This is a genomic window from Paenibacillus sp. Y280 (assembly GCF_056786335.1).
Genome location: NZ_JBXCIW010000003.1, coordinates 118,700 through 134,359 on the forward strand (window position 1 = coordinate 118,700; position 15,660 = coordinate 134,359).

The window sequence follows — 15,660 nt, forward strand, 5'->3', positions numbered from 1 at the left end:
AAGCCCCCATTCTCTTATTGCAGAGAATGGGGGCTTTTTCTTGCTATTTCATTCGAAGCATCATCGTCCAAAGATCAGAGCTCTCGTAGCCGAGCCGCCATGCAGCGACACCAGCAAGATCGTAAGCCTTTGCTAGATTGATGCGTGCTTTGACTGTGGCTTCCGTTTCCGCCCAGAATAGATAGGTGTAGCCATCCTTGATATATTTATATTTCATTTGTCCCGATTCTTTGTCTAAAACGCCTTGAGCGTTCGTATCAGCGATTAGCTTTGGAACTTCCTTCATGAAAATCGCACGGTTCCCGACCAGCTTGTTATTGCTATCGAGCTTCCACTCTCTGACATAGAACGGAATGCCAAGCATGAGCTTGCTCCGTGGAATACCATAGCTTAAAAATTGCTGTACGCCTTCCTCTACCCATTTCAAGCCCGCTACGGAGCCTGGCGTACTGCTCCCGCTCCAATGCTCGTCATAGGCCATAATGATGACCGTATCTACCACCGCTGAGAGAGAAACATGATCATATGCGGTCTGGTGATTCCAGCTTAAGCTTCCTCTTGGCAGGTCGATGGATAGCTGCATGCCTTTGGCATGAACCGCTTTCGCTAGTGCGGTAACGAAGGCGGTGTATGCCTTTCGATCGCTGCCTGCTACTTCCTCAAAGTCGAGATTGACGCCAGCTGCTCCAAGCTTTGAGAGTTTAGCTGCGAGATTGCCAATAAACTTCTGCTTTGCAGAGGCGTTGGCAAGAAACGCTGAGGTTAGCTTCTTATTGAATTGATTATGAACAAGCGGCATTACTTTAATGCCTTGCTTCTTAAGCATGCTTGCAGTGGCTTGATCCGATGTATCCGAAATGGAGCCATCTGCTGCGGCAAGCTCGAACCAGGTAGGAGAATCAATCGATAATCCTTGCGTATTGGCCACGTGACTTAAAACTGTTTGGCTTGTCGTGCTGCCGTTCCATCCCAGATAGACGAGGGTTTTGGCGTTGCTCCACACTTTGCGGCCCTCACTCGTTCTTACGCTGCTGTTAGCATACGCTTTTGCAAACGCAATTGCGCTGCTTCGCGTGTTAAACGCTCTTCGTTTTTTTTCACCTTGAAAAACGGATAGATAAGGAATGCCGGACCAATAGACGCAGCCTTTAAAATAAACCTCTGCATTCGGTGTTTTTTTTGCAAGCTGTACAGCGGCATCTAAGCTGATGGTAGCGCTGACAACGGTACCATTTTGCTTAACGACATAATCTTGAACATTCGAATGAACGACCTTGCTTGTTGCTGTGTTAAGGACTTCACTGCCTGGGATATCAAAAGAAGCATTGATCGCATCAAGGAGGAAAGAAAAGAGCGGCTGCCCCTCAACAGGGATCCCATCCACCGTCATTTGATAGACAGGTCTCGCCTCTCGCAGCGCTTTGATTTGAGCATCCGTTTGGTTGCCCCAAACCCATTTGTTCGTCGACAGTTCGATTACATGCGCGTTGCCCCAATTTTCGGCTTCCTGTTTAGCTGCTGCAAGCGTAAGGAAGGACCAGCTCTCCTTTGTGTTATCGCCTTGGTATAGCTTGAATTTCGCATAAGATTGATAAGCCCAGCCGATGTTTTCAAGATCGCGAATATGTACATTGGTTAATTTCTTAGCAGCTGCCCATGCTTGATCATAGGTTCTAAACTCCCATTTTGAGTTCGTTTGGCCATTTTGATAAAGCTTATAGCGCGGGAAGTTATCCCAAACCCAGCCGCGGTCAGCAATTTTCTCCACATGGCTGTATCCAAATTTTTTGGCAAAAGCGATCGCCTCCGCCTGTGATGCGAATTCACGCAGCGCTTGGTCATTCTGGAAGACTCGAAATTTTGTCATTTGCGTCGCTGCAGCGTCTACGATACCGACAGTGCCTGTCATTAGCGTTTGGCAGAGCAACAGCAGCATCAAAGCTGCGCTCATTTTTCTTCTCATTAGCTGTCTCTACACTCTCCTCTCGCACATCTATAGTTAGACGCAAGAGGAGAAGGGAGGTTGCTGGAAATCTATCAATATGTCATTAGTAATAATTAACAGACGAAGAGAATAGTCGGAAAAGCACAAAAAAAACATCCATGAGCCGCTTTATCAGGATGATAAAGGCAAGCTTCTGGATGCTTTCCTGTTCTTACTCGGCAATGTCAGCCCAAAACTCCTCGTCAGCGTCCAGCGTAATGTTAGAGCGGAAGACGCGGAGATTATATTGCTTATAGATATATTGCTCGATAGCCTCGAGTATATTTGCCTCTATGATGAACTGGCTGCGGCCATTTACCCAAACCTCGGCCGTATATCCATACTCCTCTTCCCATGAGAGCTGCACTTCCACGTCCGTAGGGCTTACGCCCCTTCGATCGGCCATGTTCAGGCAGATGGCGTTTATAATTTCATCCGTATAAATACGCACGATTAGTAAGGTCTCCGTTGATCTGGCGGGTTACGCTTGCTGCGCAGATAGACGAACGCTACGCGGATCAGCATAATGATCGCGAATATAGCGAGCAAGTTAATCATTAAACCAAGAATATTGCCGAATGCGCCCATTCCGGCGAACAAGCTGCCGAACATCAGACCAGCCAAGCCGCCGATCATTAGGCCTTTCATTAGGCTGCCGCCGCTAAAAAAGCCTGGTTTTGTTGCTCCTGCATTCGTACCCGCATTTTTGCCGGGATTAGTTTGGCTAACATTTTCTGATTTCTTTGGGTTTTGCGTAACGCCTTGCTTTGGAGATTTAATGCCGCCGCGTGGTTTTGCATCGGCATATTGTCCGAACCCTAACGTAAAGAATAGCGCGAATGCCAGCATGACCATGAATCCCTTTTTCATCTGTCTTTTCTCCTCCTGATATGCTTGATACATCAATTGCTTGCCAACTAAAATACGGCTAATAGGGGTTGCAGGTTTCATTTATTTATATAGGATTGGTTTAAATGTATGAAAGTATAAGCGACATATGCTAATATTTTTATAAAATAATGACAAAGCGTCATTACAATTTCGGCTTGCATGGAGGATGAAATGAATAATTTTCCCAATGCTTATATCACTTATTTGGTTGAATTCCATGCAACTCGAGATTATTTTGAATGTCACGAGCTGCTTGAGGAGTATTGGAAGGAGCATCCTGAAGATCCGTTAGCGGATACTTGGGTAGGGCTTATCCAACTGGCGGTAGGACTTTATCATGAACGGAGAGGCAATTTGCAGGGAGCTTTAAAAATGTTAGCACAAGCCCAGCGGAAATTATCGGCATCTCCGCTTGAGGAGCTTGGCATCGATAAGGACAGCTTGCAAAAGCAATTGATTCAGAGAATTGCTGCGCTTCAGATGGACAAAGATTCGATGTATGCGGATTTGAATCTGCAACTCTTGAGCGGGGATGTTTTTTCTTTATGTCAGGAAGCTTGCGAAAGCCGAGGCCTAATATGGGGTGCGCCTAGTCCGATGGACGATGATTCGATTATTCATCGACATACGAGAAGAGACCGCTCCGATGTTATCGCTGCAAGAATGGAAGCTTATACAGCAAAGAAAAGGGAGCGCAGCGGTCTGTCTTAACAGCCGTTATGCTCCCTTTTTCTATTAAACCTGTTGATAAGCGGGGTCAACCAGTTCTAGTCCGCCCGTTTCCGAATCAATGATTAATCCATGGACGAGGATGTTGGCCGGCAGCAATGGATGGTTGCGAATGATGCTTACGCTATTTATAACGCTGTCCCGCACATTGTCAAAGCCAGTAAGCCAGCGCATAAGATTTAGCCCGGAGTGCTTGAGCGTAGTAATGGTCTCGGTTGAAACGCCGCGTTCTTCCATGTGGTGAATAATTTGCTCGGGATTAATTCCGGTCATGCCGCAGTTCGTATGGCCCACGACAAACACCTCATCAGCTTGCAGCTCATATAACGCAACGAGGACACTTCGCATGATGTTGCCAAAGGGCTGAGTGACAATTGCACCTGCGTTTTTAATAATTTTGGCATCGCCATTTTTAAGATTCATCGCTTTAGGAAGCATTTCGGTTAGACGCGTATCCATACAGGTGACAATGACCATCCGTTTGTTCGGATATTTGCTCGTTGCATATTTTTCGTATTCGCGATCTTCTACAAATCGTTTATTATAGGTTAAAATTTCGTCGATTTTGTTCATGCTGCACTTCCTTTTGTTATGAATCGAAGGTTAATCGTATATATTTGGCTGTCGCTCTTCAGACTAAAGCTGTCATTAACCGCGTTGTAATCGACCCGGAGCTGAGGCTCATAAAAAATCTCATGACGAGGTTCATAATAGAAGGGGAATGGTTCGCCTTGCGCAAGCTTGTCGTCGACCGATGGCTCGCTAATGAGCTGAAGCGCCGGAACGCCGCTGACGACACAGCCGCAGCCTTCCGTATCATGGAGCAGCTTTAGCTGATGTTTCCCGTCTTGTAAATAGGGAGATAACCGATCAATGGCTGCTTTCGAAAATAGGATATGCATATGGTTCCCTCTCTTTCTCTCTATTGCACAGTCTGTCTAGCAGGTTTAAGATGATTATAAGGATTGGAATAATGAAGATCAAGTGAAGTTCAGATGAATGAGACTAATCCGATAACAATATGGAAAGGCGGAATAACTGATGTCGACAAATCATAACGATGCTCTGCAGAGCTTTAAAGAAACGATTCGCAAAATATCCAGCTATGGAGAAGCGCTCGGGGTTCTCTACTGGGATTTGCGTACAGGCGCACCTCGCAAAGGGATGGATAATCGTTCCGAGGTTATAGGAGCCTTGTCCGCCGACCAATTTAAGCTTTCTACTTCGCCTGAGCTGGGCGAATGGCTGTCAACGCTTGAGGATAGCTCGGTTTATCCGGAGCTTACAGATATTGATCAGAGACTAGTGACGGAGACTCGCAAGGAATACGATCGCAGCGTCAAAATTCCTCCTAAGCTTTATCAAGAATATGTTGTTCTATCCTCGCAATCCGAATCGAAGTGGGAGGAAGCGAAAGCAAATAACGATTATGCGAGCTTCCAGCCGTATTTGGAGAAGGTTATTTCATACACGAATCAATTTATCGATCTTTGGGGGCCGCAAGCGACTCGCTACGATACGCTTCTCGATCAATATGAGCCAGGCATGACGGTAGCCGAACTCGACCGTGTATTCGGCGGCTTGCGTGCGCAGCTGGTTCCGCTCGCAGCAGCGATTGCAAATTCACCGCATCAGCCGGATGCATCCTTCCTTAAGCAGAATTATGATAAATCTGCGCAAAAAGCATTCAGCTTATACATATTGGAGCAAATGGGCTATAGCTTCGAAGCGGGACGATTGGATGAAAGCGTCCATCCATTTGCGACTGGTCTAAGTCCAGGCGATGTGCGCATTACGACCCGTTATCTAGAAGACGATGTAACGAGCGCCTTATTTGGCACAATTCACGAGGGCGGCCACGCGCTCTATGAGCAAAATATTATGGAAGAGCTGATCGGCACGACGCTATGCACAGGCACTTCCATGGGTATCCATGAGTCGCAATCCCGATTCTGGGAAAATGTGATTGGCCGCAGCAGGCCTTTCTGGAATCGTTATTTCGGTGAGCTGCAAAAGCGTTTTCCTGGTCAGCTTGATGTTAGCGTCGATCAGTTTTATCGCGGAAACAATGTTGTGCAGCCATCGCTTATCCGTATTGAAGCCGATGAGCTGACTTACAACCTGCATATTATTATTCGCTACGAAATGGAGAAGCTCATCTTCAATGAAGGTGTGAAGGCTGCTGATTTGCCTGCGATATGGAACGAGAAATATAAAGAGTATTTAGGCATAACCCCGCCAACCGATGCGGAAGGCGTCCTTCAGGACGTACACTGGTCAGGAGGAGCATTCGGCTACTTCCCATCCTACTCGCTTGGCAATATGTACGCGGCACAGATTGCAGATACGATGGAGCGTGAGCTGCAGGGCTTTTGGACGAATGTAGGCAACGGCGATTTGCTGCCCATCAAAAAATGGCTCGTCGAGCGCATTTACAAATACGGCAAGCTGAGAACGCCTTCCGAGCTTATTCAGAGCGTAACGGGCAAGCCGCTGGACCCACAGCATTTGGTTACGTATTTAACGAACAAATATACAGATATTTATAAGCTGTAAGCTGTACGGTATATTTCATCAAGAGTTCTGTTCCAGTTTCAAATCGAAGGCTGTCCGACCGTCAAATTGACGACACGCGGGCAGCCTTCTTTTTTTGCGCGCATTCACCGCGTATGGCACTACCGCATAGGCTGGAGTACATCTATTTAACGCAAAATGCGCAGGAGGGACCCAAAATGAAAAGACGTATGGTAATGTCGCTGCTGCTTTGTGTAACACTCGTCATGACTGCTGTATTGGCAGGCTGCGGCAAAGGGGATTCGGATAAAGTGAAAATCCGAATCGGAGAAGTAACACGCTCATTGTTTTATGCGCCGGAGTATGTAGCGGTAGCGAAGGGCTTCTTTGAAGAGGAAGGGCTAGACGTGGAATTGACGACGACGCCGGGCGGCGACAAAACGATGACGGCATTGCTCTCGAACGCCATTGACGTTGCGCTAGTCGGCTCAGAAACGTCTATTTACGTCTATCAGCAAGGGACGGACGATCCAATCATCAACTTTGCTCAGCTTACGCAAACCGATGGGACGTTCCTTGTAGCCAGAGAGGCGGACGCCAATTTTGATTGGAATTCGTTAAAGGGAAGTGTTTTTCTAGGACAGAGAAAAGGCGGCATGCCTCAGATGGCTGGCGAATTTGCGCTGAAGAAGCTGGGCATCGATCCGAAGGCCGATTTGGAGCTGATCCAAAACGTTGATTTTGCGAACATTCCGGCAGCATTTGCATCAGGAACAGGCGATTATGTCCAGTTATTCGAGCCGACGGCTTCGATTTTTGAGAAGGAAGGCAAAGGTCAAGTTGTCGCATCATTTGGCGCTGAAAGCGGGCATCTGCCTTACACGGTCTTCATGGCGAAGCAAAGCTATATCCAGAAAAATAAAAAAGCGGTTCAATCGTTCACGAATGCGATCCATAAAGCACAGCTTTGGGTTCAGGACAACGACGCCGAAGCGATTACGGAAGTCGTGCTTCCTTATTTTGAAAATGTAGATCGCGATATTTTAAAAAGCTCGATCGATCGTTACAAGCAGCAGGGCTCGTTCGCCACGGATCCGATCATTGACGAAGCGGAGTGGAATAACCTGCTTGACGTCATTACAACAGCGGGTGAACTGGAAAAACGGACGGAGCATAGCGAGCTGGTAGATACAAGCTTTGCTGAAAAAGCGGTCGAAGCGGTGAAATAACCGCGTGGGCAGGAAATGGAGGCTTAGGCATGACGCATGTACCGGTGCTTGAGCTGCAGCAATTATCACATGTCTATGTGAATGAAAAGGGAGCCTCGCTCGCAGTTGAGCAAATAGAGCTAACGGTTGATCGCGGGGAGTTCATCAGCCTGGTCGGGCCAAGCGGCTGCGGTAAGACGACAGTGCTCAGCTTGCTCGCAGGCTTGTTTCCACCGACAAAGGGTCAAGTACTGCTTAATGGCGAGCGGGTGGTCGGCCCCTCGCCTAAAGTAGGCTATATGCTGCAGCAAGATTATTTGTTTCCATGGCGTTCGATTAGAGAAAACGCCGCAATCGGGCTTGAAATTAGCGGCCAGAAGACAGAGAAGGCACTAATTGCCATAGATAAGCTGCTAGGCGAGCTTGGCTTGCCTGAATCAGGCCGCAGATATCCGCATGAGCTTTCAGGGGGCATGCGGCAACGGGTAGCGCTGGCAAGAACGCTTGCGACCGAGCCGGAGGTGCTTCTGCTCGATGAGCCGTTCTCGGCGCTTGACCTTCATATAAAGCTTCAGCTTGAGGATTTGGTCCATCAGACGCTGAAGCGGCTTGGCAAAACAGCCGTACTCGTGACGCATGACTTGGCAGAAGCGGCTGCGATGAGCGATCGTGTAATCGTGCTTGGCCGCAACCCGGGCCATATTAGATGCGAGGTAGAAATACCTGAAGAAATTCGCCGGGCAGCGCCTATGGCGGCCCGCAAGCTGCCGGGCTTTCAAGAGCTGTTCGAACGCTTATGGGCTGAGCTTGAAAGGGATGAATTGGAAGGAGGTGGACAGAATGGATGAACGCAAGGGGACTGGACCTAACAAGGCGGAGAAACCGGATACCGCGGCTATCTCCGGCATTCATGAGGATCGGAGCCACTGGATGAGCGATCTGCATGCCCGCTTCAAAGAGCGGAAGCGACGCATTACGGCTGCGGTAGTGGCAACCCAAGCTGTCCTTCTCCTTTTATTTGTTAGTATGTGGGAAGCTGCAGGGCGCAATGATTGGATTGATCCTTTGCTATTCAGTTATCCGTCTAAAATGGTTTTACAGCTTTGGAAAACGATGATGGACGGCTCGATTTGGCCGCATGTCGGCATGACGGTTACGGAAACGATTGTCGGTTTTGTGCTTGGAACGCTGCTTGGGACCGCGGTTGCGGCTGCGCTTTGGTGGTTTCCGTTCCTGTCGAGGGTGTTTGATCCTTATTTGGTCGTGCTAAACAGTATGCCGAAGGTGGCGCTTGGGCCGATTTTCATCGTTGGGCTTGGTCCGGGCTTTATGTCGATCGTGGCGATCACCTTGTCGGTTACTGTAATCATAACGACTTTGAATATATACAATCGTTTCCGAGAGATCGACTCGGGTTATATCAAGGTCGTTAGACTGTTCGGAGCCTCTCGCTTGCAATTGTTCAAGCTTGTAATTTTGCCTGGCTCATTCCCTGTTATTATATCGACCTTGAAGGTAAATGTCGGTTTGGCGTGGATCGGAGTGATCGTTGGCGAGTTTCTCGTTGCGAAGCTGGGTCTTGGCTATTTGATTATTTATGGCTTTCAAGTCTTCAACTTCACACTCGTATTATCCAGCTTGATTGTTATCGCAGTAGTCGCAACGGTTATGTATCAGCTCGTTGCTGCGCTTGAGCGGCGGTTGACGGCTGGCTGGCGCGAGCGGTAGGATGTAGAAATAAATCCTACTGTACGCGAGGTTGATTCATGGGCATTCGTATTATCAAAACGGCGCTAGCCGCCATCGCAGCCATTTATACTGCTGTATATTTTGGGCTGGAGCCGCCGCTTGGCGCCGGTATACTTGCTATACTCGGCGTTGAAGTGACGCGGATGAAAGGGCTGAAGAGCGCATTTGTGCGATTTATCGCCTCGGTGCTCGGACTTTTTTTTGCATCGCTAATCTTTACGCTGTTCGGCTTTCACATTTGGGCGGTTGCCGTATTTATTCTCATCACCTTTCCCATATTGTCGCGATTTCAATTGAAGGATGGTATCGTCACAAGCTCTGTTATCGTCTTTCATCTATTTAATCATGGTGAGGTGACGACATGGGTTATCGGCAATGAAATCATGCTGCTGTTCGCCGGACTCGGATGGGCAACGATCTTGAACATCATCTACATGCCGAAGGATGAGCATCGTCTTAGCTCTTATCGTTCCGCAATTGAGCAAAACTTCGGCGTTATTTTTCAAGAAATGGCGTTCACACTGCAAAATCCAGCGCATGTGTGGAATGGCGGCGAACTTATTGGAAGCCTACAGGGCCATCGACGAAGGTGCGCTCCAATCCGTTCGAAATCGGGAAAATCGGCTTTGGGGTCAAGAGGAGTACTGGTCCAGTTATTTTGAGATGCGGAGGCAGCAGCTTGAATCGGTGCAGCAGATGCTCGTTGAGCTGGCGTTCGTCTATCAGAAATTTCCTCAAGCGGTCATGATTGCCGATTTGCTGGATCAGCTCTCGAGCGATGTGAAATCGGATGTGTACGAGGGAAATGTCGAAGATCGGCACACGAAGCTGGCGGAAGCATTCCAAGCGATGGAACTGCCAAAAACACGCGATGAGTTCGAAGTGCGCGCGTCGCTTCTCATGCTTCTGCGAGAGCTGGAGCGGTATTTAGCCATTGCGAAGCGATTAAAAAAAAGAAAAGTCATGTCGTCCGAACTTTTGCCATAGAATGTAAAGGGAAAAATTCGTTGCGAAGGCAAGCGTATACGGCTGTGGCGGCAAGGGAGACGCAGCTATCGTATCGCGGAGAAATACAAGCGGAATTATAGTTCCAAACTGTAATATCTTGTATTTCAAGCGTATACGGCTGTGATGACCATAGGAGTCCCAGCAATCGTATCGCGTAGAAATACAAGCGTGATTATAGGAATAAACCTATAATATCTTGTATTTCAAGCGTATACGGCTGACGTCTACTAAGGCGGCGCAGCATACGTATAGCTGAGAAATATAAGCATCGGTATAAGTGTGAGACTTATGTATTCGTATTTTTCAAGCGTAACGGCGATATGAAGGCCTTGGGCGGTCTAGTATACGTTCCGCAAAGATCTATATGGATCGCTATAAGTATGAAACTTATATAATCTTATATTTCGAGAAAATAAACAGTCACCCTAGACGAATGTCCTGCATACACTTTAAATGAATGATTGTATGGAGGAGGTTAAATCAATGACTATTGCAGATAAGCAGCTCCAGTACAGAGAAATAATTACGAAAGCTGTCTGCGGCAAAGGTCGTAAGTTTTCCACTGTAACCCATACCGTAACGCCGCCTCATCATCCGACCAGTATTCTGGGCGCATGGATAATCAACCATCAGTATGAAGCGGTTCGTTCGGGCGACGGCATTGAGGTAATTGGTACTTACGATATCAACATTTGGTATTCGTACAGCAAAAACTCGCAGACAGACGTAGCTAAGGAATCCGTGCATTACGTCGAGCATGTCAACCTCTCCTATGTAGATCCGAAGCATCGGCCTTCTACAGTGGAAGTGTCTGCCGACGTGATTCAGGAGCCGAACTGTATCGAAGCGAATATTTCTTCGAACGGTTCTGGCGTAGTGATTCGTGTAGAGCGTGAGTTTTCGGTAGAGCTAATTGCCGAGACTAAGGTTTGCGTAGCAGTACTTCCAGGCGGTTGCGGCGACCTGGACGGCAAGGATTTGGAGTTCAGCCTCGGCGATAACGATTATGAGGATTTGGATCCAGACTTGCTGGACGACGAGCTGTAAGCAAGCCGGGAAGCTTTGCTGCCCTAAGGTATCATATGCTGCGGCTGCAGTAAATTCGAGGGCGAAAGCCCTCTTTTTTTTTGAAATCTTTGGAGGCATGACTTACCTTCAAGTAAAAAATGATTAAAGGCGGGAAGCAGGATGGCTTCGACGTGGATATGGCGAGGCAGCTACGATCGGCTGGAGAGCGTTGCACATAGCGGAAATGATCCGGCTGTTTCGGGTGAGCGAAGCGGAAAGCCGCTTCGTTCGAAGCCATGGACTGACGTGCTCGCGGGCGATGCGGTAATCGCGTGGTCGGATTCCCGAACGATCGATTGCAGCCGGTTCCCGGGCGCTTGGGTGCTGAATGTCAATGGCTTCATCGCTGCTAAAATGAATGATGAAAAGAAGCGGCATATTTGGCGAAGGGCGGGTCTTTGCGGCGGCTCTCCTATAGAAAGCGAGCGTTTGTTCCGAGTTGGCATCGTTCATTTGGAGCCGGTGGAGATGCAGCGCATCGACGCCTCAGGCAAAACGATGCCAAGCAAGCCGCTGCTGGCTGCGGGAACTGGAAGCTGGCCGGAGGACCCGGCGCTGCGGCGGGTGGTTCGTACAGCGGTATCTGCGCTGTACACGCTGGGCCTCGATATCGGTGAGGCCGAGATCGCCCTTGGCGGGGACGGGCGCACAGCCGTCCGCGCTGCCTGGCCGAAGCTGAGGGATACGAGGCTGGAGGCGGCGGCACTGAAGCGATTCGCCGCTTGGCATGCGGCGGCGAGAGCGGGGGCTGCGGATCGGCAGCTGCTTATTGGCGCTGATCCAGAGTTTGTGCTTGTGACGCCGGCGGGCAAGATTGCGGCGGCGTCGCGTTTCTTTGGCGCTGGCGTCGGCGGGGCAGCCGGGGCCGACGCCGTGCTTGTGGGGCGACGGCTGCTGTATCCCGTCGCCGAGCTGCGGCCCGAGCCGGCCGATAGCCCGGCCGCGCTCGCCGCGAACGTGCGGCGGCTCCTGCTGCGCGCCGCCGACCGCATCAGCGAGCCCGCGCTGCGCTGGGCCGCTGGAGCCATGCCCGTGCCGGGGCTAGCGCTCGGCGGGCACATCCACCTCAGCGGAGCGCCGCTAACGAGCCGCTTGCTCCGCTTGCTCGACAGCTACGCGGCATTCCCGCTCGCGCTCGTAGAGGACCCCGCCGGGCGGGCCCGCCGTCCCCGTTACGGAACGCTCGGGGACTTCCGCCAGCAGCCGCATGGCGGGTTCGAATACCGGACGCTGCCGAGCTGGCTCGTCTCGCCGGCAGCGGCCAAAGCCTCCTTCGCGTTAGTGCTGCTATGCGCCCGCGAAGCGCTAAACATTTCTTACATGCCAGCTTTGGAGGAGCGGTATGTAGAAGCTTATTACGCCGGCGACCGCTCCGAGCTGGCCGGCTGCCTGGACGGCCTCGCGAGTTCCATCGCCGCCACATCAAGCTACCCCGCGCTTGCCCCCTGCATCGAGCCGCTCTTCGAGGCGGCAAGGCGCGGAACGACTTGGGATGAGAACTCGGATATTCGCGTCAAGTGGCGGCTTCCGCTGTAATTCATTCCGTAAATTCTTATGTGTGTCAGATCACTTGAACACGTATACCATTCTTCCTTTCCAAGTGAATGCCTAACGTTCTTTCCTAGCTAAACCGTTTCGCTTATGGCGCACATCTGTTCCGCTTGCTATAATGGATATCTAATGTTTACTGCGTGGGAAGCAGCGCTTTAATGGGCTTGCGTATGTAATTAATGATATTAACTATAGGAATACGAACGATGCGTCATGATAGATACGTTATTGAGGAGGATCGGAATGGCTGGGTATACTCCAATGATTTTGCAATATCTTGCAATTAAAGAAGAAGCGAAGGACGCTTTTTTGTTCTTTCGATTAGGCGATTTTTATGAAATGTTTTTTGAGGATGCCATTGCGGCATCCCGCGAGCTGGAAATTACGCTGACGGGAAGAGAAGGCGGCGGCGAGCAGAAAATTCCAATGTGCGGCGTGCCGTATCATTCCGCCGAAAACTATATTAGCAGACTCGTTGATAAAGGCTACAAGGTAGCGATATGCGAGCAGGTAGAGGACCCGGCGGCGGCTAAGGGCGTTGTGCGCCGGGAAATTGTACGCATCATTACGCCGGGCACGGTTATGGAATCGAAGGCGCTTGAGGGCAAAACCAATAATTTCATTGCTGCCATTGTCAGACTTGGCGGCATTCTCGGCCTGTCCGCATGCGATTTATCGACTGGCGAGCTTTATGTCACTTCGTTTCCCGAGCATATCGAAGCGCTGATCGATGAGATAAACGTCTATCAGCCTTCTGAGCTCGTAGGCGACAGCGAGCTGCTTAGCCTTGTGCAAGCGGCAGCGGTTTGGAATAAGCAGCAGCTGCTGCTGACAGCTCGCGAGCCGATGGCCGTTGACAAGCTGGCAGAGCAGTTCGGCGAGCAAGAGCTTGCTAAAATTGCAGGAGCCAGGCTGCAGGCGGTCAGCGTCCTAACCGGCTACTTGGAGGAAACGCAAAAACGCTCGCTCGGACATGTGCGTTCAATAACGAGCTACGAGCCTAATCAATATATGATTTTGGATCACTATACAAGAAGAAATCTGGAGCTCACCGAAACTGTACGCGACCGCAATAAGAAGGGCTCGCTGCTTTGGCTGCTTGATCGCACGCAGACGTCGATGGGAGCGCGCATGCTGCGCCGCTGGATCGATAAGCCGCTGCTGAGCAGCGCCGCTGTAGAGGCACGCCTTGATGCGGTTGAGACCTTATACCTTGATTTGATATTGAGAGATGATATTAGATCGGAGCTTCAGCCGATTTACGATCTTGAGAGGCTGGTTGGCAGAGTAGCCTTCGGCAGCGCAAATGGACGCGATCTGAATGCTCTGCGCAGCTCGCTGCGACGTATTCCGCAGCTGACAGCATTATGTGAGCAATCCGGCTCGAAGGTGCTTCAGGCGCTTGTTGACGGCACGGATAACTGCTCTGAGCTGGCTGATCTTATCGAGACGGTGCTGGTCGACGAGCCGCCTGTTACGATTCGAGAAGGCGGGCTTATCCGGCCTGGCTATGACGCGTACCTGGATCAATTGCGCGAAGCGAGCACGAACGGCAAGAAGTGGCTGGCTGAGCTCGAGCGGCAGGAGCGCGAGGCAACCGGCATCAAGACGCTCAAAATCGGCTACAACCGTATTTTCGGCTATTATTTAGAGGTTTCCAAGGCGAATTTGTCGAGCCTGCCTGAAGGCAGGTACGAGCGCAAGCAGACGCTTGCCAATGCAGAGCGATTTGTAACGCCCGAGCTGAAAGAGAAGGAAAGGCTAATTCTTGAAGCAGAAGACAAAATGGTCGATTTGGAGCATGAGCGCTTCATAGAGCTGAGAGATCATCTGTCGCAGCATTTGCACAGGCTTCAAAAAGCTGCCGCGATCATCGCCGAGCTTGACGTGTATCAATCGCTGGCAACGGTCAGCGTGGAGCGTCGTTTCTCCCGTCCGCAGGTGACGGAAAGCTATGACTTGCACATCGAGGATGGCAAGCATCCGGTCGTTGAAGCGATGATGGATGGCACGCCTTTTATATCGAACGGCACGGAGCTTCATAAGGACAAGCAGTGGATGCTGCTTATTACAGGTCCGAATATGGCTGGCAAAAGCACGTACATGCGCCAAGTGGCGCTTATTTGCATCATGGCGCAATTGGGCTGCTTCGTTCCGGCCAAGTCAGCGGTCATTCCGCTAATCGATCGCATTTTCACCCGTATTGGCGCAGCCGATGATCTCATTGGCGGCCAGAGCACGTTTATGGTGGAGATGAAGGACATTCAGCTGATGACGGAGAAGGCAACCTCGAACAGCCTCGTCATTATCGACGAGCTGGGCCGCGGCACCTCAACCGGCGAAGGAATGGCAATCGCGCAGGCGGTTATCGAGTACGTGCATCATCATATCGGCTGCAAAGCGCTCGTATCCACGCATTTTCATGAATTGGCGCATCTGGAGGAATCTTTGCCGTCGCTCACTAACGCACGTATGGCTGTTGAGGAAAGCGGCGATAATGTAACGTTTCTACGTAAGCTAATACCGGGCGCGGCAAGTACAAGCTACGGCATTTATTGCGCGCAATTGGCAGGCTTGCCGCAGTCGATTATCGGCAGAGCGTATGAGCTGCTGGATGAGACGGTTGAATTGGATTCGCAAAAGATAGCGCCGGTCGCTAAAGCAGCTTCACTTCATGCTGATTCTACCTATTCATATGAGCAGATCCCTTCCTTGCAAGCGGAAGGGAAGAAGCAAGCTGAGATGGCTTTGGAGTCGCGCGGGATCGTTCAGCTCTCGATCTTTGACGAGCCGGCGGCTGCGAAGGAAGCAGAGCCCGCAAAGCGTAAAGCTAGTCCAAAAGCCGAGCAGCTTGCGGAGCAATTACGGAAGCTCGATCTGTTTAATTTAACGCCGATGCAAGCAATGCAATGGCTGAATGATATGAAGAGCAAGTTGAACGACTAGCCATGCGAGAGG

The 15,660-nt window shown here is 50.3% G+C and carries 15 protein-coding genes; 10 read left to right on the forward strand and 5 right to left on the reverse strand.

Annotated elements, in window-relative coordinates; translation table 11 throughout:
• Window positions 1-43: 43 nt before the first annotated feature.
• The 3 genes from AC1TPC_RS05085 to AC1TPC_RS05095 all read right to left on the reverse strand — a co-directional run bounded on the left by AC1TPC_RS05085 (window position 44) and on the right by AC1TPC_RS05095 (window position 2,854).
• Window positions 44-1,963 (reverse strand): glycosyl hydrolase family 18 protein, encoded by a 1,920-nt coding sequence (locus tag AC1TPC_RS05085; protein ID WP_482065770.1) that lies wholly within the window; start codon window positions 1,961-1,963, stop codon window positions 44-46.
• A 193-nt stretch (window positions 1,964-2,156) separates the two neighbouring features.
• Window positions 2,157-2,438, reverse strand: coding sequence for a YxcD family protein (locus tag AC1TPC_RS05090; RefSeq protein ID WP_482065979.1), 282 nt, complete (start codon window positions 2,436-2,438; stop codon window positions 2,157-2,159).
• On the reverse strand, window positions 2,438-2,854 hold the full coding sequence (locus AC1TPC_RS05095; RefSeq protein ID WP_482065771.1) for a hypothetical protein: 417 nt from the start codon (window positions 2,852-2,854) through the stop codon (window positions 2,438-2,440). The genes AC1TPC_RS05090 and AC1TPC_RS05095 overlap by 1 nt, the downstream gene beginning before the upstream one ends.
• Before the next feature lie 192 nt (window positions 2,855-3,046).
• On the opposite strand from AC1TPC_RS05095, the gene AC1TPC_RS05100 reads away from it, so the two are divergent.
• Window positions 3,047-3,586 carry a DUF309 domain-containing protein gene (locus AC1TPC_RS05100; protein ID WP_482065772.1) on the forward strand — a complete coding sequence of 180 codons (540 nt, stop codon included), beginning with the start codon at window positions 3,047-3,049 and terminating at the stop codon, window positions 3,584-3,586.
• Between the two features lie 24 nt (window positions 3,587-3,610).
• Here AC1TPC_RS05100 and AC1TPC_RS05105 read toward each other — a convergent pair whose 3' ends face one another.
• Together AC1TPC_RS05105 and AC1TPC_RS05110 are read right to left on the reverse strand one after the other, a co-directional pair.
• Window positions 3,611-4,177, reverse strand: coding sequence for a beta-class carbonic anhydrase (locus tag AC1TPC_RS05105; protein ID WP_482065773.1), 567 nt, complete (start codon window positions 4,175-4,177; stop codon window positions 3,611-3,613).
• Window positions 4,174-4,506, reverse strand: coding sequence for an iron-sulfur cluster biosynthesis family protein (locus tag AC1TPC_RS05110; RefSeq protein WP_482065774.1), 333 nt, complete (start codon window positions 4,504-4,506; stop codon window positions 4,174-4,176). Before AC1TPC_RS05110 ends, AC1TPC_RS05105 begins: the two co-directional genes overlap by 4 nt.
• A gap of 139 nt (window positions 4,507-4,645) precedes the next feature.
• On the opposite strand from AC1TPC_RS05110, the gene AC1TPC_RS05115 reads away from it, so the two are divergent.
• From AC1TPC_RS05115 to mutS, 9 genes are all read left to right on the forward strand, one after another.
• Window positions 4,646-6,160 (forward strand): carboxypeptidase M32, encoded by a 1,515-nt coding sequence (locus AC1TPC_RS05115; protein ID WP_482065775.1) that lies wholly within the window; start codon window positions 4,646-4,648, stop codon window positions 6,158-6,160.
• Window positions 6,161-6,336: 176 nt separating this feature from the next.
• Window positions 6,337-7,347 (forward strand): ABC transporter substrate-binding protein, encoded by a 1,011-nt coding sequence (locus tag AC1TPC_RS05120; protein ID WP_482065776.1) that lies wholly within the window; start codon window positions 6,337-6,339, stop codon window positions 7,345-7,347.
• Between the two features lie 29 nt (window positions 7,348-7,376).
• Window positions 7,377-8,174: an ABC transporter ATP-binding protein gene (locus tag AC1TPC_RS05125; protein ID WP_482065777.1), complete on the forward strand. Its 798-nt coding sequence runs from the start codon at window positions 7,377-7,379 to the stop codon at window positions 8,172-8,174.
• A gap of 82 nt (window positions 8,175-8,256) precedes the next feature.
• Window positions 8,257-9,054, forward strand: coding sequence for an ABC transporter permease (locus tag AC1TPC_RS05130; protein ID WP_482065980.1), 798 nt, complete (start codon window positions 8,257-8,259; stop codon window positions 9,052-9,054).
• 38 nt (window positions 9,055-9,092) lie between these two features.
• Window positions 9,093-9,737 (forward strand): aromatic acid exporter family protein, encoded by a 645-nt coding sequence (locus AC1TPC_RS05135; RefSeq protein WP_482065778.1) that lies wholly within the window; start codon window positions 9,093-9,095, stop codon window positions 9,735-9,737.
• The gene (locus AC1TPC_RS05140; protein ID WP_482065779.1) at window positions 9,622-10,062 is read left to right on the forward strand and encodes a hypothetical protein; all 441 of its coding nucleotides are present in this window, start codon (window positions 9,622-9,624) and stop codon (window positions 10,060-10,062) included. The genes AC1TPC_RS05135 and AC1TPC_RS05140 overlap by 116 nt, the downstream gene beginning before the upstream one ends.
• Before the next feature lie 504 nt (window positions 10,063-10,566).
• Entirely contained in the window at window positions 10,567-11,130 is a 564-nt protein-coding gene (locus AC1TPC_RS05145) for an outer spore coat protein CotE (protein WP_482065780.1), read from the forward strand.
• A gap of 141 nt (window positions 11,131-11,271) precedes the next feature.
• Complete coding sequence (locus tag AC1TPC_RS05150) at window positions 11,272-12,687, forward strand: putative amidoligase domain-containing protein (RefSeq protein WP_482065781.1); 1,416 nt, start codon at window positions 11,272-11,274, stop codon at window positions 12,685-12,687.
• 258 nt (window positions 12,688-12,945) lie between these two features.
• On the forward strand, window positions 12,946-15,648 hold the full coding sequence (mutS, locus tag AC1TPC_RS05155) for a DNA mismatch repair protein MutS (protein WP_482065782.1): 2,703 nt from the start codon (window positions 12,946-12,948) through the stop codon (window positions 15,646-15,648).
• Window positions 15,649-15,660 lie beyond the last annotated feature (12 nt).